General features: G+C 68.9%; 24 protein-coding genes. 12 read left to right on the top strand and 12 right to left on the bottom strand.

Annotated elements, in window-relative coordinates; genetic code table 11:
* The first annotated feature begins 6 nt into the window (after positions 1–6).
* The 6 genes from ACFJIX_RS08705 (at position 7) to ACFJIX_RS08730 (ending at position 4,699) form a co-directional block, all read left to right on the top strand.
* The gene (locus tag ACFJIX_RS08705) at positions 7–552 is read left to right on the top strand and encodes a DUF2271 domain-containing protein (RefSeq protein WP_377159168.1); all 546 of its coding nucleotides are present in this window, start codon (positions 7–9) and stop codon (positions 550–552) included.
* Positions 553–596: 44 nt separating this feature from the next.
* A complete protein-coding gene (locus ACFJIX_RS08710) occupies positions 597–1,457 on the top strand; it encodes a DUF4198 domain-containing protein (protein WP_377159169.1) in 861 nt (286 codons plus the stop codon).
* Complete coding sequence (locus ACFJIX_RS08715) at positions 1,454–2,077, top strand: FAD:protein FMN transferase (RefSeq protein ID WP_377159170.1); 624 nt, start codon at positions 1,454–1,456, stop codon at positions 2,075–2,077. The genes ACFJIX_RS08710 and ACFJIX_RS08715 overlap by 4 nt, the downstream gene beginning before the upstream one ends.
* A complete protein-coding gene (locus ACFJIX_RS08720; protein ID WP_377159171.1) occupies positions 1,975–2,538 on the top strand; it encodes an FAD:protein FMN transferase in 564 nt (187 codons plus the stop codon). Before ACFJIX_RS08715 ends, ACFJIX_RS08720 begins: the two co-directional genes overlap by 103 nt.
* Positions 2,538–3,992, top strand: coding sequence for a sulfite reductase subunit alpha (locus ACFJIX_RS08725; RefSeq protein ID WP_377159172.1), 1,455 nt, complete (start codon positions 2,538–2,540; stop codon positions 3,990–3,992). The genes ACFJIX_RS08720 and ACFJIX_RS08725 overlap by 1 nt, the downstream gene beginning before the upstream one ends.
* Positions 3,993–4,276: 284 nt before the next feature.
* Positions 4,277–4,699 (top strand): SWIB/MDM2 domain-containing protein, encoded by a 423-nt coding sequence (locus tag ACFJIX_RS08730; RefSeq protein ID WP_377159173.1) that lies wholly within the window; start codon positions 4,277–4,279, stop codon positions 4,697–4,699.
* Between the two features lie 104 nt (positions 4,700–4,803).
* On the opposite strand, the gene ACFJIX_RS08735 is transcribed toward ACFJIX_RS08730, so the two are convergent.
* On the bottom strand, positions 4,804–5,181 hold the full coding sequence (locus ACFJIX_RS08735; protein ID WP_377159174.1) for a response regulator: 378 nt from the start codon (positions 5,179–5,181) through the stop codon (positions 4,804–4,806).
* Between the two features lie 307 nt (positions 5,182–5,488).
* Here ACFJIX_RS08735 and ACFJIX_RS08740 point away from each other — a divergent pair, with 307 nt between their 5' ends.
* The gene (locus ACFJIX_RS08740) at positions 5,489–6,280 is read left to right on the top strand and encodes an MHFG family PEP-CTERM protein (RefSeq protein WP_377159175.1); all 792 of its coding nucleotides are present in this window, start codon (positions 5,489–5,491) and stop codon (positions 6,278–6,280) included.
* Between the two features lie 165 nt (positions 6,281–6,445).
* On the opposite strand, the gene uvrA is transcribed toward ACFJIX_RS08740, so the two are convergent.
* Positions 6,446–9,454: an excinuclease ABC subunit UvrA gene (uvrA, locus tag ACFJIX_RS08745; RefSeq protein WP_377159176.1), complete on the bottom strand. Its 3,009-nt coding sequence runs from the start codon at positions 9,452–9,454 to the stop codon at positions 6,446–6,448.
* Positions 9,455–9,645: 191 nt separating this feature from the next.
* Here uvrA and ACFJIX_RS08750 point away from each other — a divergent pair, with 191 nt between their 5' ends.
* The 3 genes from ACFJIX_RS08750 (at position 9,646) to ACFJIX_RS08760 (ending at position 12,613) form a co-directional block, all read left to right on the top strand.
* On the top strand, positions 9,646–11,655 hold the full coding sequence (locus ACFJIX_RS08750) for a putative bifunctional diguanylate cyclase/phosphodiesterase (protein ID WP_377161688.1): 2,010 nt from the start codon (positions 9,646–9,648) through the stop codon (positions 11,653–11,655).
* Positions 11,656–11,810: 155 nt separating this feature from the next.
* On the top strand, positions 11,811–11,993 hold the full coding sequence (locus tag ACFJIX_RS08755; RefSeq protein ID WP_377159177.1) for a hypothetical protein: 183 nt from the start codon (positions 11,811–11,813) through the stop codon (positions 11,991–11,993).
* A 317-nt stretch (positions 11,994–12,310) separates the two neighbouring features.
* On the top strand, positions 12,311–12,613 hold the full coding sequence (locus ACFJIX_RS08760; protein ID WP_377159178.1) for a hypothetical protein: 303 nt from the start codon (positions 12,311–12,313) through the stop codon (positions 12,611–12,613).
* 188 nt (positions 12,614–12,801) lie between these two features.
* Here the strand turns inward: ACFJIX_RS08760 and recQ are convergent, their stop codons facing one another.
* Positions 12,802–14,670, bottom strand: coding sequence for a DNA helicase RecQ (gene recQ, locus ACFJIX_RS08765; protein WP_377159179.1), 1,869 nt, complete (start codon positions 14,668–14,670; stop codon positions 12,802–12,804).
* Positions 14,671–14,796: 126 nt separating this feature from the next.
* On the opposite strand from recQ, the gene ACFJIX_RS08770 reads away from it, so the two are divergent.
* A complete protein-coding gene (locus ACFJIX_RS08770) occupies positions 14,797–15,708 on the top strand; it encodes a diguanylate cyclase (RefSeq protein WP_377159180.1) in 912 nt (303 codons plus the stop codon).
* A 237-nt stretch (positions 15,709–15,945) separates the two neighbouring features.
* Positions 15,946–16,503: a single-stranded DNA-binding protein gene (locus tag ACFJIX_RS08775; protein WP_088408626.1), complete on the top strand. Its 558-nt coding sequence runs from the start codon at positions 15,946–15,948 to the stop codon at positions 16,501–16,503.
* Positions 16,504–16,650: 147 nt separating this feature from the next.
* On the opposite strand, the gene ACFJIX_RS08780 is transcribed toward ACFJIX_RS08775, so the two are convergent.
* The 9 genes from ACFJIX_RS08780 to ACFJIX_RS08820 form a co-directional block, all read right to left on the bottom strand.
* A complete protein-coding gene (locus ACFJIX_RS08780; RefSeq protein WP_377159181.1) occupies positions 16,651–17,604 on the bottom strand; it encodes a hypothetical protein in 954 nt (317 codons plus the stop codon).
* Between the two features lie 566 nt (positions 17,605–18,170).
* Positions 18,171–18,644, bottom strand: a complete 474-nt coding sequence (locus ACFJIX_RS08785) for a RidA family protein (protein ID WP_377159182.1) — start codon at positions 18,642–18,644, stop codon at positions 18,171–18,173.
* Positions 18,595–19,371 (bottom strand): YoaK family protein, encoded by a 777-nt coding sequence (locus ACFJIX_RS08790; protein ID WP_377159183.1) that lies wholly within the window; start codon positions 19,369–19,371, stop codon positions 18,595–18,597. Before ACFJIX_RS08790 ends, ACFJIX_RS08785 begins: the two co-directional genes overlap by 50 nt.
* On the bottom strand, positions 19,368–19,760 hold the full coding sequence (locus tag ACFJIX_RS08795) for a DoxX family protein (RefSeq protein ID WP_377161690.1): 393 nt from the start codon (positions 19,758–19,760) through the stop codon (positions 19,368–19,370). Before ACFJIX_RS08795 ends, ACFJIX_RS08790 begins: the two co-directional genes overlap by 4 nt.
* A gap of 152 nt (positions 19,761–19,912) precedes the next feature.
* A complete protein-coding gene (locus tag ACFJIX_RS08800; RefSeq protein ID WP_377159184.1) occupies positions 19,913–21,763 on the bottom strand; it encodes an amidohydrolase in 1,851 nt (616 codons plus the stop codon).
* A gap of 71 nt (positions 21,764–21,834) precedes the next feature.
* Entirely contained in the window at positions 21,835–22,125 is a 291-nt protein-coding gene (locus tag ACFJIX_RS08805) for a XapX domain-containing protein (protein ID WP_377159185.1), read from the bottom strand.
* Positions 22,126–22,156: 31 nt separating this feature from the next.
* Positions 22,157–22,810 carry a hydrolase gene (locus ACFJIX_RS08810; protein ID WP_377159186.1) on the bottom strand — a complete coding sequence of 218 codons (654 nt, stop codon included), beginning with the start codon at positions 22,808–22,810 and terminating at the stop codon, positions 22,157–22,159.
* Positions 22,811–22,895: 85 nt separating this feature from the next.
* Positions 22,896–23,888 (bottom strand): alpha/beta fold hydrolase, encoded by a 993-nt coding sequence (locus ACFJIX_RS08815; RefSeq protein ID WP_377159187.1) that lies wholly within the window; start codon positions 23,886–23,888, stop codon positions 22,896–22,898.
* Between the two features lie 132 nt (positions 23,889–24,020).
* Positions 24,021–24,653, bottom strand: a complete 633-nt coding sequence (locus tag ACFJIX_RS08820) for a response regulator (protein ID WP_377159188.1) — start codon at positions 24,651–24,653, stop codon at positions 24,021–24,023.
* Positions 24,654–24,663 lie beyond the last annotated feature (10 nt).

Here is a 24,663-nt window from a genome sequence, read left to right on the forward strand (position 1 = left end):
TCGACCATGAATCGCTCCGCAAGTCGTACCCTCCTCCAGATCGGTGCCCTCGGCACGCTGGGCACCCTGGCCGTCGGCTCGTCCGCCTGGGCCACCACCGTCCAGCTCAAGCTGGAAGTGCCGCGCCTGAACGTCGCCGAATACCACCGCCCCTACATCGCCGTGTGGGTCGAGAAGGCCGGCGAGTCCGGCCCGGCCGTCGCGCAGCTGGCGGTCTGGTACGACACCAAGAAGCAGAACAACGCCGGCACCAAGTGGCTCAAGGACATGCGCCAGTGGTGGCGCCAGGGCGGCCGCAATCTCACGGTGCCTGCCGACGGCGTCACCGCCGCCACGCGCGCGCCGGGCGAGCACGCGATCTCGCTGGACACGAGTGCCGCGCTCGCCGCGCTGCCTCCGGGCAAGTACGAAGTCGTCGTCGAATCGAGCCGCGAAGCCGGTGGCCGTGAAGTGCAGCGCCTGCCGCTGACCTGGCCGGTCAAGGCCGCCGCGACGGCCAAGGCGCAGGGCGAGCACGAGCTCGGCGCGCTGGAACTGACGGTCAAGCCCTGATCGCGCCGCGACAGGCTCCATGACAAGACACGGAGGAACTCACCATGATGAAGACTTCGATCGCTTCGCTGATCGGTACCCGCATGGCGACACGCGTCGCTCCCGTCGCGCTGGCCATCGCCGCGCTGCTCCCGCTGACCGCGCACGCGCACATGACCTGGCTGCTGCCCAACAAGGCGGCCTTCGACGGCAAGGAGCCGGTGGCATCGTTCGACGCCGCCGTCTCGGAAGACCTCTTCAACTTCGAGCGCGCGCTCAAGCTGGAGACCGTGCGCGTCACCGCGCCCGACGGCAAGACCGTCGAGGCCGAGAACCGCAGCGCCGCCCGCCATCGCGAGAGCTTCGACGTGAAGCTGACGCAGGACGGCACCTGGCGCATCAGCAACGTCAGCCAGTCGCTGATGGGCGCGTACAAGCAGGGCGGCGAGACCAAGCGCTTCCGGGGCACCAAGGAAAGCTTCGCCAAGGACGTGCCGGCCGATGCCGAGGTCACCGCGCTGACAGTGATGAGCAATCGCCAGCAGACCTTCGTCAGCAAGGAAGAGGCCGGCAAGGTCGACTTCAAGCCCGAGGGCGACGGCCTGGAGCTGCTGCCGCTGGGCCCGGTCACCGACCTGAGCCACGGCGACAAGACGAAGTTCCGTCTGGTGCTGGACGGCAAGCCGGCCGCCGACGTGCAGCTCAAGCTGATCCGCGAAGGCAACCGCTATCGCTACAAGTTCGGCGAGGTCGAACTCAAGTCCGACGCGAAGGGCGAGTTCACCGTCGAATGGACGGAGCCGGGCCGCTACTTCATCGGCGCCAGCACTGGTCCGGCGCGCGGCCCGAACGCGCCCACCGGCACGCGCGAAGCGCCGGTGCAGCGCGCCAGCGTGAGCGCCACCTTCGAGGTGTTGCCGAAGTGAGCGCGACCAGCGGGACGATGGCGACGCGCGGCGCGGGCATCGCGCCCGAGCCCCGCGTTCTCGTCCCGCTGCGCATCGATGGCGAGCCGCCGGCGCTCGGCCAGGCCGTGCATGCGCTGGCCGGCGAGACGATGGGGACGACCTGGTCCGTGCGATTCATCGGTCCGTCGGGACTTCGCCTCGCTGCGATCGAGGCGGCGGTCGTCCACGCCTGCGACGAGGTCATCGCGCAGATGAGCAGTTGGGACGCGAGCTCGGACCTCAGCCGTTTCAATGGCGCCGCAGCGGGCACCGCGTTCCCCTTGCCCGAAGGTTTCGCCACCGTCGTCGACGCGGCGCTGCGCATCGCGGCCGAGAGCGACGGCGCCTATGACCCGACCGCCGGCGCGCTCGTCGCGCTGTGGGGCTTCGGCCCCTCGGGCGAGACCGCGCGCGCGCCGCGCCACGATGCGCCCGACTTCCATGCGCCGACGCCCGAGGCCTGCGAACGCGTCCATTGCGGCTGGCAATCGCTGCCATGGGACGGCACGCGGCACGTGCTATCCAACCGGGCGAGGCGACGCTGGACCTGTCGGCGATCGCCAAAGGCTTCGCGGTCGACCGCGTGTCCGCAGTCCTGACGGCACTCGGCATGCCGGACCACCTCGTCGAGATCGGCGGTGAACTCCGCGGGGCCGGGCTCAAGCCCGAGGGGCAGCCCTGGTGGGTCGACCTGGAGCCGCCGTCCGCCGATTGCGGCCTGGCGCCGGTGCGCATCGCGCTGCACGGACTGTCGGTCGCAACGTCCGGCGACTACCGGAAGTTCTTCGAGGAGGCCGGCGGACCGCGACGTTCCCACACCATCGATCCGCGCACCCGGCGGCCGATCGAGCACGGCCTGGCATCGGTCACGGTCCTGCACGACAGCGCGATGTGGGCCGACGGCTGGTCGACGGCGCTGATGGTGCTCGGGCCGGATGACGGCCTCGCCTTGGCGGAGCGACTCGGACTGGCTGCGCTGCTGGTGCGGCGTCGCGCGTCGGCTGAAGGCGGCGGCTTCGAGGAGCGCTTCTCCACCGCGATGCGCGCGCTGATGCTCTGATGGCTCCGATCCTGTCCCGACCCGCGGTGGCGCTGCTGCTGATCGCGCTCTATCTGCTGATGTGCGCCGCGGTCTGGTGGCGTCATCGTCGCCGACTGCGCCAGGCCGCCGACGCCGCCGCCGCGCTGCTGCCCGCCGCCGACGCGGGACCGCCGGTGCTGGTGCTGCACGCGAGCCAGACCGGTCAGGCCGAGGAGATCGCCTGGCAGACCGCCAAGGCGCTGCACCTGGCTGGCATGCCGGTGCGCGTGGCAGCGCTCGGCGAGATCGATCAGGAGGCCTTGCGCGGCGCGCGACATGCGCTGTTCATCGCCAGCACCTACGGCGAAGGCGACGCGCCGGACAGCGCGGCGCCATTCGCGCGCGACCTGATGGCGGCGGAGGGGAGCGGCCTGGATCTGTCCTCGCTGGAAGTCGGCGTGCTGGCGTTGGGCGACTCGACCTACACGCATTTCTGCGGCTTCGGCCGCGCGCTCGATGCCTGGTTGCACGAGCGCGGCGCGCGTCCGATGTTCGATCGCATCGAGGCCGATCGCGCCGACGAGCATGCGCTCGCCTCATGGCGCCAACGGCTCAGTCACTTCGCCGGCACCGCCGATCTCGCCGAATGGGAGATGCCGGTCTTCACGCCGTGGCGTCTGCGCGCGCGGCGACATCTGAATCCCGGCAGCCAAGGCGGCCCGGTGTTCCATCTGGAACTGACACCGGCGGACGGCTCGCCGCTGCCGGGCTGGGAGGCGGGCGATCTCGTGCAGGTGAGCGTCGCGGCCGATGGCGCCGACGACGCCGATCACGACGCGCAGCGGCCGCGCGAGTACACGATCTCCTCGCTGCCCTCGGACGGGCGCGTCGAGCTGATGGTCCGACGCACCGCGCGCGAGGACGGCACGCCCGGACTCGCGTCGGGGTGGCTGACCGGAGGGCTGCCGCTCGAAGGCACCGTGGCGATGCGCCTGCGCTCGCACGCGAGCTTCCGCATCGGTGCGAACGCCGATCGCAAGTTGATCCTCGTCGGCAACGGCACCGGACTGGCGGGACTGCGCGCGCACCTGAAGGCGCGCGCGGCGACCCGCATGGACACGACGAACCCCGCCGGCCGGCCCGTCGATCACGACAAGGCGCACGCACCGGTCTGGCTGCTCTTCGGTGAACGCCAGTCGGCGCACGACGCGCACTACCGCGATGAGATCGAGGCCTGGCAGCGCGACGGCCTGATCGCGCAGGCGGACTGGGCCTTCTCGCGCGACCAGACCGAGCGCGTGCATGTGCAGCATCTGCTCGCGCGGCACGCGCAGCAGCTGCGCGAATGGGTCGCCGACGGCGCCGCGTTCTACGTCTGCGGCAGCCTGCAAGGCATGGCCGGCGCGGTCGACGCGGTGTTGCGCGAGACGCTCGGCGAGGCCGATGTCGACGCCCTCATCCGCGATGGCCGCTACCGTCGCGACGTCTACTGAGCGCGCCGACCTGGATGCGGACGACGATGCGCGCGCGGCGCGATGACCACGGGGAACCCCGTAGGTGAAGACGTGCGGCGCGCGTAGGACACGCGGAGATTGATGCGCGGCTGCGACAAACACGGGCCACGACGTTGACTTCGAGGCCGTTTTCCCCCGGTAAAGCCTTCTCAATGACAGAGGTGCGCAGTACCATTGCCCGCGCAGGGTGCCATCGAGTACCGAAGGCGTCAGACCTTCACCAGGGCCCGGCACATCAACAACCCTTGATGGAGAGAATCGAAATGGCAACTGCGAAGAAGGCTGCGCCCGCCAAGAAGGCGGCACCGGCCAAGAAGGCGGCTCCGGCGAAGAAGGCCGCCGCTCCCGCGAAGAAGGCGGCTCCGGCGAAGAAGGCCGCGCCCGCGACGAAGGCGGCAGCCCCTGCGAAGAAGGCTGCTGCTCCCGCGAAGAAGCGCACCCCCAACGCCGCCTTCATGAAGGCCCTGACCCCCAGCCCCGCGCTGGCCGCGATCGTCGGCGACAAGCCGCTGCCGCGAACCGACGTGGTGAAGAAGGTCTGGGAATACATCAAGAAGCACAACCTGCAGGACGCTGCGCAGAAGCGCGTCATCAACGCCGATGCCAAGCTGAAGGAAATCTTCGGCAAGGCCAAGGCCGACATGTTCGAGATGACCCGACTGATCAACAGCCACCTGAAGGATTGAACGGAGGGGTCGCGAGACCCCGCCGCATTCCGGACAAGGCCCGCCTCGCGCGGGCTTTTTTCTATGTCCGCCGGTCGGCCGCGCTCAGCGCGGCTCAGCGAGGCTCAGAGCCGTTCAAGGGCCGCGCGCAACTGGCGCACGTCGATCGGCTTGAGCCAGTAATCCTGGAAGCCCGCGGCACGCGCACGCTGGCGTTGGTCGTCCATCACGTCGGCGGAGAGCGCGATGCAGCGCAGCTGAGTGAGTTGCGGCTGGGCCCGGACCAGGGCCATCAACTCCAGGCCGTTCATGTCGGGTAGGTTCATGTCCATCAGCACCAGCGAGGGCGTGACGCGCGACAGCGCGTCCATCGCCTGCGCGCCGGTCTCGGCGATGTCCAGGGTCCAGCCGGGCATCAGACGGAACACCTCTTCCATCAGCACGATGTTGATGCGGTCGTCCTCGACGTAGAGGACGTGACGGGCGGCGGTGGGGGACGACATGGCGGTGGCTGGCAGGGGACACGGCACGATAACAGCGAATTTCCGAGAGGGCAGCGTTGTCCATGCCGCCGGTGCTTTTACCCTGGGTGTGCGAACTGCGAGAGCAGTGTGACAAAAACCACGCGCGACCACACCCCCGGCTGAGGGGACGGCCCGTAGCGACGGGGTTTCGCTCCCTACACTCCCGACCAATTCCTGTCACATCCCGTGATTCAAGCGCACGGATGGATACAGGAAAGACTGCCGGCAAGGCCTGACCCCGACGAGGTGTTCTCACGGAGGCGGCCGCCGAATAAAGAGATCAGTCATGTCGTTGGTGGCCGCATTCGCGTTGGCCGCGTCCACGGTGACGCTGCCGAACTGTTCCTGGGATCGACCCGGCGTGAACCCGTTCATGGGGGATCTCGTCGCGGCCGTGGACCGGTACAAGGACATCCCGGCGGCCACGCGCGCCAAGCTGAAGACCCGCATGGCGGCGCGTCAGTACGACGAGATCGTCGACATCCATCGCGACAGCATCGTCGGCCGCTACGACTACGGTGCGGAGATCCGCGACATGCACTTCGGCGCCGGATCGGTCTGCAAGACCGTCACGCGCGGCAAGTGGACCGAGCAGACGCTGGAACGCGGCCTCGTGTATTGCGAGGACGGTCAGTGCATCCTGGTGCCGACGGTCTGCCGCAATGTGAGCCGCATCTCGCGCGGCCAGCTCAAGCCCGCCGCGGGCGGCGCGCAGACGGCGAAGAACGAGGAAGGGCCGCTGATGTTCGAACCGCCGGCGGCCGGTGCCGCCGAAGGCGCGGGCGATCCGGGCAGCTTCTCGCGGACGGCAGCGCTGCCGCCAACAGCGACGTCCGATACCAGCCTGCTCGCGCCCACCACGCCGCGCAGCAGCAGCAGCGGACTGAGCGGCGGCGCGGCGCCCCCTGCGGGTGGCAGCCCCGGCATCATCACGCTGCCGCAGATCCCGCAGAACAGCGGTGGCAACGGCGGCACGCTGCCGGTGGTGCCGGGTGTGCCGGAGCCGCAGACGTGGCTGCTCTTCGCGTTGGGACTGGGCGCGCTGGCATTCGCGGTGAAGCGCAAGACCGTCGCTTGACTGCACCGGTCGGCGCGCGATCAAGCCGACCTCAGCCCCTCTTCTCCATCTCCCTCCTTCACTTGCCTACCGGCAAGTGAATTCCCTCTTAAGTTCCGAAGAGGGGCTGAGGTCGTCTCGATCCGAACGATCGAGTGGTGCGAGGAGCGAAGTGCGGAGCGTTGATCAGCCGCGGGCGAGCAGCGGCTTCAGATAACGACCCGTGTGGCTGGCCTCGCAGGCGGCAACGTCCTCGGGCGTTCCTGCGACGAGCAGGCGGCCGCCACCGGATCCTCCTTCGGGACCCATGTCGATCAGCCAGTCGGCCGTCTTGATGACGTCGAGGTTGTGCTCAATGATCACGATGGTGTTGCCCGCGTCGCGCAGTTGATGCACGACCTTCAGCAGCAGCGCGATGTCCGCGAAGTGCAGGCCGGTCGTCGGCTCGTCCAGGATGTAGAGCGTGCGGCCGGTGTCGCGCTTGGACAGCTCCAGCGCCAGCTTGACCCGCTGCGCCTCGCCACCCGACAGCGTCGTCGCGCTCTGCCCCAGCTTCACGTAACCCAGCCCGACATCCATCAGCGTCTGCAGCTTGCGCGCCAGCGTCGGCACCGCGCTGAAGAAGGTCAGCGCGTCCTCCACCGTCAGGCCCAGCACCTCGGAGATGTTCCGGCCCTTGTAGAGAACCTCCAGCGTCTCGCGGTTGTAGCGCTTGCCGAAGCAGGTGTCGCACGGGACGTAGACATCAGGCAGGAAGTGCATCTCCACCTTCAGCACGCCGTCGCCCTGGCAGGCCTCGCAGCGGCCGCCGGCCACGTTGAAGCTGAAGCGGCCCGCGCCGTAGCCGCGCTCGCGCGCGGTGGGCATCTCGGCGAACAGCTCGCGGATCGGCGTGAAGAGGCCGGTGTAGGTCGCCGGGTTCGAACGCGGCGTGCGGCCGATCGGCGACTGGTCAACGTTGATGACCTTGTCGAAGGCGTCCATGCCCTCGATCTCGTCGTGCTCGGCCGGCTCGGCGTGGCTCTGGTAGAGCTTGCGCGAGACCGCCGCGTACAGCGTGTCGTTGACCAGCGTGCTCTTGCCCGAACCGGACACCCCCGTCACGCAGGTCAGCAGCCCGACCGGGAACTCCGCGGTCACGCCCTTGAGGTTGTTGCCGCGTGCGTTGACGATCTTCAGCGTGCGCGGGTCGGGGCTGTCCGCCAGCGCATGGCGCTTCTTCGGAACCTCGATGCGGTCGAGACCGCTCAGGTAGCGACCCGTGGAGGACTCATGATTCGCCGCGACTTCCTCGGGCGTGCCCTGCGCCATGATCCGGCCGCCGTGGACGCCCGCGCCCGGACCGAGGTCCAGCACGTGGTCCGCCGCGCGGATCGCGTCCTCGTCGTGCTCGACGACGAGCACCGAGTTGCCCAGGTCGCGCAGTCGCCGCAGCGTGGCGATCAGGCGGTCGTTGTCGCGCTGGTGCAGGCCGATGCTGGGCTCGTCCAGCACGTACATCACGCCCGTCAGGCCCGAGCCGATCTGCGACGCGAGCCGGATCCGCTGCGCCTCGCCGCCCGACAGCGTGTCGGCGCTCCGGTCCAGGCTCAGGTAGTTGAGGCCGACGTCGTTGAGGAAGTGCAGCCGCGAGGCGATCTCGCGGATCACCTTGTCGGCGATCTCGGCCTTGGCGCCCTTGAGCTTCAGCCCCTCGAAGTAGTGCAGCGCCTCGCGCAGCGTCGCGTGCTCGACCTCATAGATCGGCTTGCCGCGTTCGCCCTCGGCGGCTTCGGCCGGTTGCAGCAGCACGTTGCGGGCTTCGCGGCGCAGCCGCGAGCCGTCGCACTGCGGGCAGGGCTTGGCGCTCTGGTAGCGCGCGAGCTCCTCGCGCACGGCGGCCGAGTCGGTCTCGCGATAACGCCGCGTGAGGTTGGGCAGGATGCCTTCGAACGGGTGGGCGCGCTTGACGCTGCGCTTTTTCCCGTTCGCACCCTCGGCCTCGTAGGTGAAGCTGATCTCGTCCTCGCCGGAGCCCTGCAGCAAGACCTGACGCGCCTGCTCGGGCAGGTCCTCGAACGGCAGCTCGATGTCGAAGCCGTAGTGCTTGGCGACCGTCTCCAGCATCGAGAAGGTGTAGGCGTTGCGCCGGTCCCAGCCCTTCACCGCGCCGCTGGCCAGGCTCAGGGTGGGGAAGGCGACGACGCGCTCCGGATCGAAGACCGTGACCTGGCCGAGGCCCTCGCAGGACGGGCAGGCGCCCACCGGGGAGTTGAACGAGAACAGCCGCGGCTCGAGTTCCGGCAGCGAGTAGCTGCAGATCGGGCACGCGAACTTGCTGGAGTAGATCGCCTCCGTGCCGCTGTCCATGTTCAGCACCAGCGCGCGGCCGTCGGCCAGGCGCAGCGCGGCCTCGAAGCTCTCGGCCAGGCGCTGGCGCAGCGTGTCGGCGCTGTCGTGGCGCAGCTTGATGCGGTCGACGACGACGTCGATGTCGTGCTTCTCGGCCTTCTTCAGCGCGGGCAGCTCGGTCACCTCGACGGTCTGGCCGTCGACGCGGAAGCGGACGTAGCCCTGCGCCTGCAGGTCCTGGAACAGCTCGACGAACTCGCCCTTGCGATCGCGCACGACCGGTGCCAGCACCATCAGGCGAGACTCGTCCGGCATCGCCAGCACCGCGTCGACCATCTGGCCGACGCTCGACGCCTCCAGCGGCAGGTGATGGTCGGGGCAGAACGGCGTGCCGGCGCGCGCATAGAGCAGGCGCAGGTAGTCGTGGATCTCGGTGACCGTGCCCACGGTGGAGCGCGGGTTGTGGCTGGTGGCCTTCTGCTCGATCGAGATGGCCGGCGACAGGCCCTCGATGACGTCGACATCGGGCTTGTCCATCAGCTGCAGGAACTGCCGAGCGTAAGCCGACAGGCTCTCGACGTAGCGGCGCTGTCCCTCGGCGTACAGCGTGTCGAAGGCCAGCGAGGACTTGCCCGAGCCGGACAGGCCGGTGATGACGACCAGCTGGTTGCGCGGCAGGTCGACGTCGATGTTCTTGAGGTTGTGGGTACGGGCGCCCCGGACGCGGATCATCGGCGTCTCGCCGACCGGTCGCAGCGCCTGTCCCAGGTATCGGCCGGCGCCCGACTGCAGCTCTGCGCCCGCCTTCGGCTCGGCGCTCGGCTCGGACGGGGCGGGGACGGCGGGCGGGACTTTCTTGGACATGGGGGCCGGGAGACAGCTGGAGTCGAACTCGCCATGATAGGGCCAGGGCTGGTTCCGCGCCGGGCCCTGCTGACACCGCGTGGCAGCGGGAGGAATGCCTAAATCCTTCCCGGTGACCCCGTCTTTGCGGGGGGGCTCCCACATTTCGGACGTGCAGAATCAGCCATCCCCCTCCTGCCCCACCCTCCTTGATGAAGCTCAAAGCGCCGTCGCTGTCGCTGCGCAGCGTGATCCTGCTTGCGGTGGTGATCGGAATCGCCGTGCCGGCGCTGGCGCTGGTGGCCTTCAGCGATGCCTTCATCCGGCGCAGCCTGGAGCCGGTGCTGGAAGGCCAGCGCGCGGCCGTGCTGACGCTCGCCGCGAACGGCCTGGCCGAGCCGCTGTGGACGGTGGACAGCCCGGCGGTGCAGCGGGCGCTGGATCAGCTGCTGTCGGACGTGAACGTCTGCGCGGTCGAGCTCAGCGAGGAACGCGCCGACACCCGCGATGTCGTCCGCACCAAGTGCAGCCCCGGCTGGCCGACGGTCACGCTGGCGGCGACCATCCAGCGCGACGCGCAGGTGCTGGGCAGCCTGCGGGTGCAGTTCGACGACGCCGCGCAGGAGCGCATGCTGGAAGAGGGCCGTCAGCAGACGGCGCTGATCGTGGCGTTCCAGGTGGCGGCGGGTGTCGTCATCGTGCTGCTGGTCTTCTATCTGCGTCTGGTGCGACCGATCGACCGCCTGAAGCAGCTGGCCAGCGCGATCGCCGAACGCCAGCCGGTCCCGCGCCTGCGCTGGAACCGCAAGGACGAGCTGGGCCAGCTGGGCGTCCACCTGGACCAGATGGGCCAGCAGATCGCCGGCCTGCTGGCGGACATGGAAAGCAAGAACGCGCAGCTGCATCAGCTGGCGATGTACGACCACCTGACCGGACTGCCCAACCGGACGCTGTTCCGCGAGGTGTTCCTGCACGAGGCCGCCGTGGCGCGCCGCGAGCAGACGCATCTGGCGCTGCTGTTCGTCGACCTGGACCGCTTCAAGGCGATCAACGACTCGCTCGGCCACGCGGCCGGCGATCGCATGCTGCTGCAGGCCAGCGAGCGCCTGCGCCAGGCCGTGCGTGAATCGGACCTGGCCTGCCGCGTCAGCGGCGACGAGTTCCTGCTGCTGATGCGCGATTCGAGCGAGCACGTCGGGCATGCGGCGCAGCGGCTGATCGAGGCGCTGAACGCGCCGCTGCAGCTCGAAGGCGGCGTGGCGAGCGTGTCGGCCAGCGTCGGCATCGCGCTGTTCCCGCGCGACGGCGAGGACTTCGACACGCTGGTCCGGCACGCCGACCTGGCCATGTACCGCGCCAAGCAGATGGGCCGGTCGCGCTACAGCTTCTTCCAGCAGGACATGGACGCGGCGGCGGTGGAGCGGATGGAACTCGAGCGCGAGCTGAAGCTGGCGCTCGAACGCGACGAGCTGCTGCTCCATTACCAGGCCGTCGTGGACGCCCGCACCGGCGAGTGGTCGGGGCTGGAGGCGCTGATGCGCTGGCAGCATCCGCAGCGGGGTCTGGTCATGCCGGGCCAGTTCATCGAGCTGGCGGAAGAGACGGGGCAGATCCTGGCGCTCGGCTGGAGCACGATCGAGCAGGCCTGCGCTCAGCTGGCGCGCTGGAAGACGGCGGGGCGGCACCCGGGGCCGATCTCGATCAACCTGTCGGCGCTGCAGTTCCGGGAACCCCGGCTGGCCGAGCGCATCGCCGAGTCGATGCGCCGCCACGCCGTCGCTCCCGGCGAACTGGCGATCGAGCTGACCGAGAGCTCGCTGCTGACCGACACCGACACCGTCCTGCAGACGCTGGCGCGTCTGTCGGAACTGGGCCTGAGCCTGTCGGTGGACGACTTCGGGACGGGGTATTCCTCGCTCGCCTATCTGAAGCTGCTGCGCCCGGCGCGCCTGAAGATCGACCGGGCCTTCGTCCGCGACCTGCCCAACAGCGCCGACGACCGGGCGCTGGTCCGCGCCATGATGGGCATGGCCGAGGCGCTCAGCATCGACGTCGTCGCCGAGGGCGTCGAGACCGAGGCGCAGCGCGACGCGCTGCTGGCGCTCGGCTGCTGGCAGCAGCAGGGCTATCTCTACTGCCGGCCGCAGCCCGCCGTGGCGCTGGCGGACCGGCTGGCCGCCTGGCCGCCCCAGGCTGGGGCATCGCTCGCCGCGAGCGTCTGAGACCACCCCCCTAACTTCCGTTCAGCCGGCTGGCCGGCATTTCGGCGCGCGATTGCGGCAATTCGTCGCGTCCGGATGGCCTTGTCATGGACGGCGGCGCACAGTGCAACCTCGTTGAACCTTCCAGGACAGGAAAGACACCGCAGGGGACCACCATGAACGACGCCGCAAAGACCTTCCTCACCGCCCTGGCCGCCGTGGCCAGTGCCGCCGTCATCGCCTTGTGGCTGGCGGACACGAACGAGGCCGCGCGTCCGTCCAACACCCTGCCCCTGCACTGGGCCGAGCAGACCATGCCGGGACCTCAGGCCGATGAGGCCAGCAAGCCGCGCGGATGACCGTGCGGCCTGCGCTCCGATAGACGCCACGCTTCCCCCCGGCATTTCGAAGCCCGCCTGACCAGCGGGCTTCTTTTTTTCGCCCGCTCCGGGTGTCCGCAGTGTCCGATGTGTCCGCGGACACAGGAAGCCCGATCGCTCAGAACATCGATGGAATGGGCGATCCCGGCGATCGATGCCTTCCACTCATCCATTCGTCGCGATTCCGCGCAGTTCACTCCGCCGCCGCGCGCATTCGTCGCTTGTGGCTCGCGAAGCAGGGCCGCAATGACGACACTGACTTCACTGACACACGCAACCCCTTCAAGGAGATCGACATGAGCACCACCACTTCCAAGACCCGCTCCACCCGCAGCCCGCGCATCGGCATGACCGGCGCCGCGAGCTTCAAGGCCTTCGCCTTCGGCATCGGCGCCACGCTGGCGATCGCATTCAGCCTGCTCCACGTGCAGGAACAGCGCGAGCAACGCGCCGCCGTCATCACGCTGGATCCGGTGGTCATCACCGCCAAGCGCACGCAGCTGCCCACGGTCTACATCACCGGCCGCCGCGACACGTCGGCCGACGGCCGGCAACTGGCCGCGGCCGCGCAGGTCGGTTGCACCACCCAGCTCTGCTGAGCTCCCGCGGTTGCGCTGTCAGAGCGGCGACCGCGGCAGATCAGCTGTAGCGCTCGCCAACGAAAACGCCCGGCATTGCCGGGCGTTTTCCTTTTCATCAGGGCGATCGCATGACGATCGCATGACGATCGCATGACGATCGCATGACGCGACGAAGGGCTCGACGGGGCCGCGGGGTCAGTCCTCGCTCAGTCCTCGCTCAGCACGCGCAGCAGCGCGTCGCCGTAGGCCTCGAGCTTCTTCGCGCCGATGCCGCTGATGCCGGACATCTCGTCGAGGGACTTCGGTTGCACGCGCGCGAGCTCCGCGAGCGTGACATTCTGGAAGATCACGTAGGCCGGCAACCCGTGTTCGCGTGCCACCTCGGCGCGCCAGGTCTTGAGCGCGTCGAAGCGCCCCTGCGCCGCCGCGTCCAGATCGGCCTCCGCTTCCGAGCGCCGGGCCGACGATGCGCCCGTGCGGCTGGACTTGCTCCGCTTGGTCGGCGTGGCGGGCTGACGCAGCAGCATCCGCACTTCGCCGCGCAGCACGGCCTTGGCCTCGCCGCCGAGGGAGAGCGTGTTGTATTCGCCCTCCGTCACCGCGTAGCCCAGCGCGATCAGCTGGCGGATCACCGCGCGCCACTGCTGCTCGCTGAGCGATGCGCCGACGCTCCAGGTGCTCAGCTCGTGGTGCCGGTACTGCTTGACCTTGTCGGTCTCCTTGCCGCGCAGCACGTCGATCAGGTGGCCGGAGCCGAAGCTGAATCCCGTCACCTGATGGAAGCGGTAGATGCACGACAGCGCCATCCGCGCCGCCTCGGTCGCATCCCAGGTTGCGGGCGGGTTCAGGCAGTTGTCGCAGTTGCCGCAGGGCTGGCTGTCTTCGCCGAAGTAGGCCAGCAGCCGCACTCGCCGGCAGTCGATGGCCTCGGCCAGCGCGAGCAGCGCGTCGAGCTTGCCGCGCTGCACCTGCTTGAATTCGTCGGTGGACGGGCTCTCGTCGATCATGCGCCGCTGCTGGACGACGTCCGCCAGGCCGTAGGCCATCCATGCCTCGGCCGGCGCGCCGTCGCGACCGGCGCGGCCGGTCTCCTGGTAATAGCCCTCGATGTTCTTGGGCAGGTCCAGGTGGGCGACGAAGCGCACGTCGGGCTTGTCGATGCCCATGCCGAAGGCGATGGTCGCGACCATCACGATGCCGTCCTCGCGCAGGAAGCGGTCCTGGTGGCGCTTGCGCTGGTCCTGCTCCATGCCCGCGTGGTACGGCAGCGCGTTGATGCCCTTGGACCGCAGCCAGTCGGCGGTCTCGTCGACCTTCTTGCGGCTCTGGCAGTAGACGACGCCGGCCGCGTCCTCGTGCTCGTCCTGGATGAAGCGCAGCAGCTGCTCGCGCGGGCTGTCCTTCTCGACGATCAGGTAGCGGATGTTGGGCCGGTCGAAGGACGCGACGAAGACCCGCGCCTCTTCGAGCTGCAGCCGCTCGATGATGTCGGCGCGGGTGATGTCGTCGGCGGTGGCCGTCAGCGCGATGCGCGGGATGTCGGGGAAGCGCTCGTGGAGCAGGCTCAGCGACAGGTATTCACTGCGGAAGTCGTGGCCCCATTGGCTGACGCAATGCGCCTCGTCGATCGCGAACAGGCTGAGCAGGCCGCGCTCGTACAGCGACTGCATCTGCGCGATGAAGCGCGGCGTGTTGACGCGTTCCGGCGCGGCGTACAGCAGCGTGATGCGGCCGGCGAGCATCTCGCGCTCGATGCGCTGCGTTTCCTCGGACGTCTGCGTGGAGTTGAGGAACGCGGCTTCGACGCCGGCCTCCTCGAGGGCGCCGACCTGGTCGTGCATCAGGGCGATCAGCGGACTGACGACCACGGTGACGCCATGGCCGGCGCGCTGGCGCGCGATCGCGGGGATCTGGTAGCAGAGCGACTTGCCGCCGCCGGTGGGCATGAGGACCAGCGCGTCGCCGCCGGCGGTCACGTGATCGACGATCGAGGCCTGCTGGCCGCGAAAGGCGCTGTAACCGAACACCTCTTGCAGGATGTCGAGCGGGACGGGATGATGGCTGGACGAACTCATGGAGCTCTCGATTGTCCCGCACATCGACGGGTCCGCCGTTGACCCGATCCCGATCGGGCCGAGATCCGGGCCCCGGTCGGCGCAGAGCGGCATCGAACCTCCACAGCACAGGCAGACACGTCGACCATGATCGCTGCGCCGTTGCCCGATGACGAGAACGCCCGCCTGTCCACGCTGCGCGTGCTGCAGGTGCTGGACACGGATCCCGAGGAACGCTTCGACCGCCTGACGCGGATGGCCAGACGGCTGTTCCAGGTGCCGATCGCGCTGGTCAGCCTGATCGACGCGGACCGGCAATGGTTCAAGTCCGCGCAGGGCCTGGACGTGCGCGAAACACCGCGCGACCTCAGCTTCTGCGGCCACGCCATCCTGTCGGAAGACATCCTGCTGATCCCCGACGCGCATGCGGATCCGCGCTTCGCCGACAACCCGCTGGTGACCGGCCCGCCGCACATCCGCTTCTACGCGGGCTGCCCGGTGCGTGCGCCGAGCGGTCACCGGCTCGGCACGCTGTGCCTGATCGACCGCGTGCCGCGCGGCTTCGACGCGGACGACCAGGCGACGCTGCGCGATCTGGCCTTCATGGTCGAACAGCAGTTCGCGGCGATGTACATGGCGATGGTCGACGAACTCACGGGTCTCGCGAACCGGCGTGGCTTCGAATCGCAGGCGGGCCACGTGCTGGCGCTCTGCCGACGCCAGCAGTGGCCGGCGACGATGCTGTACTTCGATCTGGATCACTTCAAGCACGTCAACGATCGATACGGCCACGCGGAGGGCGACTGGGCGCTGAAGTCCTTCGCGGACATCCTGCGCTTCTGCCTGCGGGCGTCGGACGTGGTGGCCCGCACCGGCGGGGACGAGTTCGTGGCGCTGCTCAGCGGCACGGCCACCGAGCAGATGGCCCCGGCGCTGGAGCGGGTGCGGGCGCAGGTCGGCGCGCTCAATCTGCGCGCGCAGCGGGGCTACGAGTTGGCCTTCAGCGTGGGTGACGCGGCGATGTCCGCGCACAAGCAGTCGAGGCGGCGGCTGGACTGAGCCGCGGGCTCCCGATCCAGGTCGTTCAGCGACTTGGAGATGCCATCGGATTGGTGTTTGCTTGGAAGTGTCCTGGGAAAGGGCAGGCGGCATAATCCGACCCCTGCGCCGCGTTTCGGGAAGCCGAACCGGTCCGAAACAGCTCAATGCAACCCGAAACGCCTGTTCCGGGCGATTGGCGGCGCAAAAGCATCCTTTTCAGAACACCCCAACCATACGCAAGCGAAGGCAACCACCATGGCCTCGGTCAACAAAGTCATCATCCTCGGCAACCTGGGCCGTGATCCCGAACTGCGCTACACGCCGAGCGGCAGCGCGGTGTGCAACGTGAGCATCGCGACGACGCGCAACTGGAAGAGCCGCGAAGGCGGCGAGCGCCAGGAAGAGACCGAATGGCACCGTGTGGTGTTCTACGACCGCCTGGCCGAGATCGCCGGCGAGTACCTGAAGAAGGGCCGCCCGGTCTACGTCGAAGGCCGCCTGAAGACCCGCAAGTGGCAGGACAAGGAAGGCAAGGACAACTACACCACCGAGATCATTGCCGAGCAGATGCAACTGCTGGGCGGCCGTGACGGCGGCGATGAGATGGGCGGTGGCGGTGGTGGCGGCTACAGCCGCGAGCAGCGCGGCGGCGGTCAAGGCGGTGGCCAGGGTGGCGGCGGCAGCGGTCGCGACAGCGGCGACTTCGACGCGCCGCGCGCGCCGGCTCCCCGCGCCGCAGCCCCTCGCGCCCCGGCCCCCGCGCCGAAGGCCGCGACCGGCTTCGACGACATGGATGACGATATTCCGTTCTGATCGCCATGGAGCGCAGGCTCCTTTGGCATCTGGCCCGTCGCTCAAAGCCGCGGGCCATTTTTTTGCCCGGGGTCTCCACCGGTCGGACTGAAAGTCGGGCCGCGTGCCGGAGCGCCGCAGGGGCGCCGTGAGGCACCCCTCGCTACATCAGAAGAAGTAGCAGTACGGCTGCACCGGCGTGTTGGGGCAGAAGACCTCGTTGATGTAGGTCCGGTTGTCCCACAGCGCGAAGTTGTAGCCGTTGAAGTTCAGCGAGAACACCGGGTCGTTCGAGGTCGCCGTATGCGCGTACCCGGTCGGACCGTGGATGTAGTGCTTCGGATCACCGATGGTCATCGTCAGGTCGATGGACCAGAACGCGTTGGCCAGGTCCGACTTGAAGCTCGGCCACAGGTCCGAGCCGTTCACGACGAACAGGTTGTTGGGCAAGGTGTCCAACCCCATCAGCTGAACCGGCGCCAGCTTGCTGACCTCGCCCAGCGCGTTGTAGGCCGCGCGGACGCCGTCGGCGATGGCCTGGTCGACGTAGTGGTCGACGACGGCATCCACCACGATGTTGACGAACGGGATCCAGTCCAGGCTGGTGTCGCAGGTGTACGACGGCGTCACCGAGAAGTTCTCGACATTGGCGAAGGTGAACACGCCGGTGTACGGGTCGATCGTGCCGTTGACGCGCGTCGACGAACTGATCGTGGCCTGGACCTGGCAGCTCACCGTGACGCCGAGCTTGGACTGCTGCACGCGGACCGATCCGGTGGCCTGCAGACCCCAGAAGGAAGCGACGCCGTTCTTCAACTGCAGGTAGACCGGTCCGCTGACGGTCGAGGCCGCGCTGTTGGCGACGGCGCCATTGACCGACTGCAGTGCCTCCTTGATCTTGGGCTGGATGGCCGACTTGATCTTGGACATCACCGCGGTCTGGGCATCGACGATCGGCCGGTAGACGCTGCCGGCCTGAGCCTGGTCGAAGCGCGTGTTGCGGCCATCGGGCAGGACCAGCGTGCCGCTGTAGACATTGGTGCTGGCGAACGCGGACAACGAGGTCAGTCCGCCGAGGGCCAGCGCGGCGATGACGCCCAGTCGGGACAGAGTTCGATTCATGACAGAGAAGCTCCCTTGTTGAGTGGCCCAGCGACGGCCCATCGGGACACATGGCCGCGGATCAGTCAGGAGAGCGTGCTCACGCCGCGATCGGACATGCGGCGGCCTGCGAAGGCAGCGTCGCTTCTTTCCTGTCGTGGTGGAGCCCTCCCCTGGGCTTGTCCGCGTGTAGTCTGGTGTCGGACGGCGACGGCGCTTGGCGCCTGTCGCGAGGCCATGCTAGCGATGACCTTTCGCGGGCTCGTGCAGTGGAAACCCTGGACGGACCTCAGGCGTTCGCACTGAAGCGATCCGGCTCACGCGATCTTGACGAGGCGCATCGTCATGGCCCGTGTCCCGTCGCAGGCCGCCGCGAACCCCGCTCGCTCGACCGCGACTGAGCCGACGCCTCCTGCCCGTCGCCAACGAAGATGACGGATGTCAGGTCGTCGAGGCGGCTGTAACGGGCGTGCACTTTCCATCCGTTCGTGCACGGGACAAACCTACGTCGGCGCGGCGTCTCCCGCAAATGCCGATCAGCAACGCGACGATGCGACGGGTGGGAGGCGCCCGTCGTCCTCCGCCCGTCAGGGCTGGACGGCGACCGTCAGATCCAGCTCCACGCTCGCATTCTTCGGCAGCGCGTAGACACCGACCGATGTCCGCGCATGCGTGCCCGCCGGGCCGAGGATCTGCACCAGCAGCTCCGACGCGCCGTCGGCCACTTCGCTGAGCTGGGTGAAGTGCTCGGCACCCTGCGTGAACACGTTGAGGCGCAGGATCTGCTTCACCGCGTCCAGCGATCCGAGCGAGCGCTGCAGCAGCACGAGCGCGCGCATCGTGCAGATCTTCGCGGCGAGTTGCGCGCGGGCCAGGTCCACCTCGGCTCCGACGCGGCCCGTGACCACGACGGTGTCCTTCACGCGCGGCACCTGGCCGCTCACGTAGACGACGTTGCCGTCGCGGATCAGCGGCTGGTAGTTGCCGCCGGCCTTGATCTCGCCGTCGAAGTCATAGCCCAGTTGCTGGGCGGCCTGGGTGAGGGCCTGGTCTCTGCTCATGGTGTTCTCGTCGAAAGGGAATGACCCATTCTGACGCGATCACCCCTTGTGATCCGTCCTCACATCCATCACGACCAGACCGACGAGCATCACCAGCGGTAATAGCAGGGACCCAGAACTTCCACCCTGCATACGCGAACGCTCCGGACAGCGCGCCGACCGCGAACGCCAGCACCGGCCAGATGAACCGCTTCAACCGGTCCCGCACCTCCGGGCCCGCCGCGCCGCGCAGCAGGTCGACGCTGTCGATCACCACCTGCGTGACGTTGCCGGTCATCACCGTCGTCGGCGTCAGCGCCGGCCATGCCAGCCGTCCCGCCGCGTTCTGCACGGCCATCGCGGCCGTCATGAACAGCCCCGTCGCCATCGCCCATGGCGCATCCGGCGCGAGCACCGCGCCCGCCGGCACGCTGCAGACCAACGCCACCAGCAGCAGCACCGTCTGCATCACCAGCAGCGGCCGGCTCGCCACCGTCTTCGTCCGCTCGCAGCGCAGTGCCACCAGCCGCGCAAGCGCCACCGCCGCGATGAAGGTCGGGAACACCAGCAGCTTCAGCAGCACGCTGTTGGCGCTCGCGCGGCTCAGCTCCGCGCCGATCAGCACGAAGTTGCCCGTCACATGCGCCGTGAACAGGCCGAACAACGCCACGAAACCCACCGTGTCCACGTACCCGCCGATGAAGCCCAGCGCGAGGCTTGCCAGCAGCAGCTTCTTCGCGCCGGTCATGCCGCCCCCTTGCGCTCGAGCACGGCGATCCTCGCCGCCATCGCCAGCGCGCAGATCAGGCCGAGGTGCTCGAAGAACGCGTTCTTCGCCATGAAGCGCGCCTGACCGCTCAGGTCCCAGAAGTTGTTGGCGACGAGCATCGCCACCAGCGTCAACACGCCCAGCGCGCCGGCCGCCAGCCACACCTGGCGGTTGACGATCAGCAGCACCGCGCCGACCAGCTCCACCGCGATCGCCAGCACCGCCCACAGCGCCGCCGGCTGCAGGCCGAAGTGCGCCTGCTCCGCGACCGCGCCGGGGAAGTCCATCGCCTTGTCGATCCCGCCGATGAGGTAGGCCGAGGCCAACCCCACCCGAAGCAGGAGCCCGAAGGTGGGCCATTGCAGGATCCTCTCGACCCACCGCGGCGCCGCGGGGGCAAGGTCTTCAAGGTTCGGAACTCGCTCATCACACTGCTTTCATCACGCGTCGCCCATCACACAGCGCCCATCACAGCGCCCATCAAAGCGCCCATTACACGGCGCTCCCTGCACGTCGCTCTTCACACCGCCCAGCACGCGCAACCCAGCGCGCCCCAGAAACCGCGCAGGTCCGACGCCGGAATTTCCGACGCCCACGCGTTCGCATGCGCATGCCCGTGGACGCCGCACGCCGTATCGCAGCAGGCGACGCGTTGCATCGCCGCCTGCAGCGGCTTGCCTTCCGAACCCCAAGCGCCGTAGCCGCCGAAGCGCCGCACCGGCGACCAGTCCGGCATCGCCGGCGGCGGTGCCGAGTCGTCGAGCTCCGCGAACTCGCCCGCGCCCCACACGACCTTGCCGCCGACCATCGTCAGCAGCGCGCTCGTGTCCGCGATGTCCGATTCCGGGCAGCCGAAGAAGTCGCGGTCCGGCACGACCAGGTCGGCGAGCTGGCCCGCCGCGATCTGACCCTTGTTGCCCTGCTCGTTCGAGAACCAGGTGACGTTCTCCGTCCACATGCGCAGCGCCGCCTCGCGGTCCAGGCAGTTGCGCTGCGGAGTGATCTGCAGCCCGCCGACGGTGCGTCCCGTCACCATCCACGACAGCGACACCCACGGGTTGTACGAGGCCACCCGCGTCGCGTCCGTCCCCGCCGAGACCTTCATGCCCCGGCGCAGCATCTCGGCCACCGGCGGCGTCGCCTCGGCGGCGCGGGCGCCGTAGCGCTCGACGAAGTACTCGCCCTGGTAGGCCATGCGGTGCTGCACCGCCACGCCGCCGCCCATCGCCGCGATCCGGTCCATCGAGCGCGTCGAGATCGTCTCCGCATGGTCGAAGAACCAGTTCAGCCCGTTGATCGGCGTGTCGCGATGAACCTTCTCGAAGACATCGAGCGCGCGCGAGATCGTCTCGTCGTAGGTCGCATGCATGCGCCACGGCCAGCGGTTCTGGACCAGGATGCGCACCACCTCCTCGAGCTCGCCTTCCATCTGGTCGGGCATGTCCGGCCGCGGCTGGCGGAAGTCCTCGAAGTCGGCGGCGGAGAACACCAGCATCTCGCCCGCGCCGTTGTGGCGGAAGTAGTCGTCCCCCTGCTTGTAGGTGACCGACTGCGCCCAATGGAGGAAGTCCTCCTTCTCCTGGCCCGCCTTCTGGGTGAAGAGGTTGTAGGCCAGCCGGATCGTCAGCTGTCCGGCGTCGGACAGCTTCTGGATGATCTGGTAATCCTCGGGATAGTTCTGGAAACCGCCGCCGGCATCGATGGCGCCGGTGACGCCGAGCCGGTTGAGCTCGCGCATGAAGTGGCGCGTGCTGTTGAGCTGGTACTCGGGCGGCAGCTTCGGCCCCTTGGCCAGCGTCGCGTAGAGGATCGATGCATTCGGCTTGGCCAGCAGCAGGCCAGTGGGATTCCCGGCGGCGTCGCGCAGGATCTGGCCGCCCGGAGGCTCGGGCGTCTCGCGCGTGTAGCCGACGGCCCGCAACGCGGCGCCGTTCAGCAACGCGCGGTCGTAGAGGTGCAGCAGGAAGACCGGCGTGTCCGGCGCGACGGCGTTCAGCTCGTCGATCGTCGGCAGCCGCTTCTCGGCGAACTGGTGCTCGGTGAAGCCGCCCACCACGCGCACCCACTGCGGCGCGGGCGTGATGTCGACCTGCGCCTTGAGCATCGCCATCGCGTCGGCCAGGCTGCGCACGCCGTCCCAGCGCAGCTCCATGTTGAAGTTGAGCCCGCCGCGGATGATGTGCAGGTGGTTGTCGATCAGGCCCGGCAGCACGCCGCGGCCCTTCAGGTCGATGCGGCGCGTCGCGGGGCCCGCGAGCGCCAGGATCTCCTGGTTGGCGCCGACGCTCTGGAAGCGGCCGTCCTTGATCGCGACCGCCGCGGCGCGCGGCCGCGCGCGGTCCAGCGTCGTGAAGCGGCCGTTGAACAGCACCAGGTCGGGCCAAGGCCGCCGCAGCGGAAGAAGCCGCCGAAGCGGCCGTCGATGAGGAGGTGGATCCTGTCTCAGACATCATGGGTCTCCGCCTTGGCCGGGGTCCCGGCCTGTGCCTTCGCCTGATCGCACCCGGGCATCTGCCCGAACATGTGCGGGCGCACCTTCTGCTCGATCCAGCTGGCCTGGTGCGTATCGCGCTGCAGCCATTGCCGCACCAGCGGCGGGATCTGCTCGCCGGCGAGGATGCCCAGCAGGCCCACCAGCGCGATCACCGGCGGCGCCGGCGATCGCACGTTGAGCACGCCGTAGATCACCCCGACGAGCAGCCCCACGGCGGCCGACAAAACATATGCATTCATGAGGGCCGCCTTTCCGCGGGAACGAGGGCCATCAGCCCTCGTGGGCGTTGAACATCGTCTTGGCGTAGTTGATGCCGATGCCGTACGAGCCGCCGACCTTGCGCGCGATGCCGGTGGTCAGGTCGTAGGTCTCGCCGCGCGCCCAGTCGCGCTGCAGCTCCAGCAGGTACTGCAGCGACGTCATCGGCTGCGCGCCGGCCTGCACCATGCGTTCGACCGCGCGCTCATGCGCCTCGGCCGAGACGTCGCCGCAGGCGTCGGTGATCACGTAGACCTCGAAGCCCTGGTCGATCGCCGACAGCGCCGGACCCACGATGCACACGCTGGTCCACAGGCCGGCCAGCACGATGCGCGGCTTGCCGATGCGGTTGATCTCCTCGATCACCGCCGCGTCCTCCCAGGTGTTCATCGAGGTGCGGTCCAGCAGCTTCTGGCCGGGGAAGGGCGCGGTGATCTCCTCGAACATCGGGCCGGAGAAGCTCTTCTCGGCGACCGTGGTCAGGATCGTCGACACGCCGAAACCGGCCGCCGCCTGCGCCACCAGCGACGCGTTCGTGCGCAGCTCGTTGGCGGAGATCGAATGCGTGGCGAAGGCCATCTGCGATTGGAAGTCGATCAGGACCAGCGTGTGGTCCTTCGGGTTCAGCAACTTGGCGCCGGGGGCGGCCTTGGCGGTCGGGGTCATGGGAATCTCCTTCGGGGAATGAGGGGCCGATCGATGCCCGTCGGCGCGGGGGCCGGCGAGCGGGCGGGCGATCGACCCGGGACGATCAGGACTTGGCGAAGGCCAGCAGGTCGGCGTTGAGCTGGTCCTTGGCGGTGACCGCCAGGCCGTGGGCGCCGCCCTTGTAGACCTTCAGCGTGGCCTTGGGCGCGAGCTTCACCGACAGCTCGCCGGCGTTGCCGATCGGCACGATCTGGTCGTCGTCGCCGTGGATGATCAGCGTGGGCACGGTGATCTTCTTGAGGTCTTCGGTGAAGTCGGTTTCCGAGAACTGCTTGATGCAGTCGTACTGCGACTTCAGCGAGCCCTGCATGCCCTGCAGCCAGAAGCTGTCGCGCGCGCCTTGCGACACGACGGCGCCGGGGCGGTTGGCGCCGAAGAACGGCGTGGTCAGGTCCTTGTAGAACTGCGAGCGGTCCTTCTGGACGCCGGCGCGGATGCCGTCGAAGACCTCCTTGGGCAGGCCGTTCGGATACGCGGCGGACTTCATCATCGTCGGCGGCACGGCGCCGACCAGCACGACCTTGGCCACGCGCTTCGTGCCGTGGCGGCCCACGTAGCGGGTGACTTCGCCGCCGCCGGTCGAGTGGCCGACCAGCACCGCGTTCTTGACGTCCAGCTTGTCGAGCACCGCGGCCAGGTCGTCGGCGTAGGTGTCCATGTCGTTGCCGTTCCAGCTCTGGCTGGAGCGGCCGTGGCCGCGGCGGTCGTGCGCGATGACGCGGAAGCCGTTCTGGCCGAGGAACAGCATCTGGTCTTCCCAGGCATCGCTGCTCAGCGGCCAGCCGTGCGAGAAGACGACCGGTTGGCCGCTGCCCCAGTCCTCTGAGAAGATCTGGGTACCGTCCTTGGTGGTGACGTAGCTCATGGGGGCTCCTGGCAGGGTGTGATCGGATGAAGAAGAGGAAGAGGCCGCCGGGGTCGCGGCCGCGGCGCCGTCGGCCAGCGCGAGCGGCAGTGCCGCGGCGAGCGCGAACTGGCCGCCCAGCGCGAGCACGTCGCGGCGGGTGGGATCCGTGGGGATCGAGGGAGTGGTCATCGAGGGTCTCCGGGGAATGCCACCATCGTAGGAACGGCTCCCCGGTGGAACCAGCCGCCGATGGCGCACCCGATGCTCTCCCGTCGGAGGCAGGCCGGCGTGACGCCCCGTTGCAGTCGGGGCCCGGACGGATTACAGACGCAACAGACCGCGCTTGAGCGCGAGCACGACGGCATGCGTGCGGTCGCGCGCGTCGAGCTTGGACAGGATGGTCTTGACCCGCGCCTTGATGGTGTCCTCGGACAGCGAGAGCAGGCCGCCGATCTCCCGGTTGCTCCGGCCCTGCGCGATGTGCTCCAGCACGTCGATCTCGCGGCCGGAGAGCTGCTCCTGGCCGGCGTGGGCGGCGATCTCCTGCGCCACCTCGTTGGGGATCCAGCGGTTGCCGCGGTGCACGGCGCGGATCGCGTCCAGCAGCTCGGTGCGCAGCTGCGTCTTGAGCAGGTAGCCGCTGGCGCCCAGCTTCAGCGCCTGCCAGGCCTGGCCGTCCGACTTGAAGGTCGTCAGCACGATGACGCGCGCCGCCGGGCTCAGCGCCCGCAGCCGCGCCAGCGCCTCCAGCCCGTCCATGCCCGGCATCTGGATGTCCATCAGCGTGACGTCGGGACGCAGCCGCTCGAAGGCCTGCAGGCCCTGCCAGCCGTTGTCCGCCTCGCCCACCGGCGTCATGTCCGGCTGCTCGCCCAGCACCGCGGCGATGCCCTCCCGCATCAGCGGGTGGTCGTCGACCGTCAGGACTCGGATGGGATCGGACGCGGGCACCATGGCGGCGATC

Source organism: Roseateles sp. UC29_93 (genome assembly GCF_042695725.1).
Taxonomy (GTDB): Bacteria; Pseudomonadota; Gammaproteobacteria; order Burkholderiales; family Burkholderiaceae_C; genus Roseateles; species Roseateles noduli_A.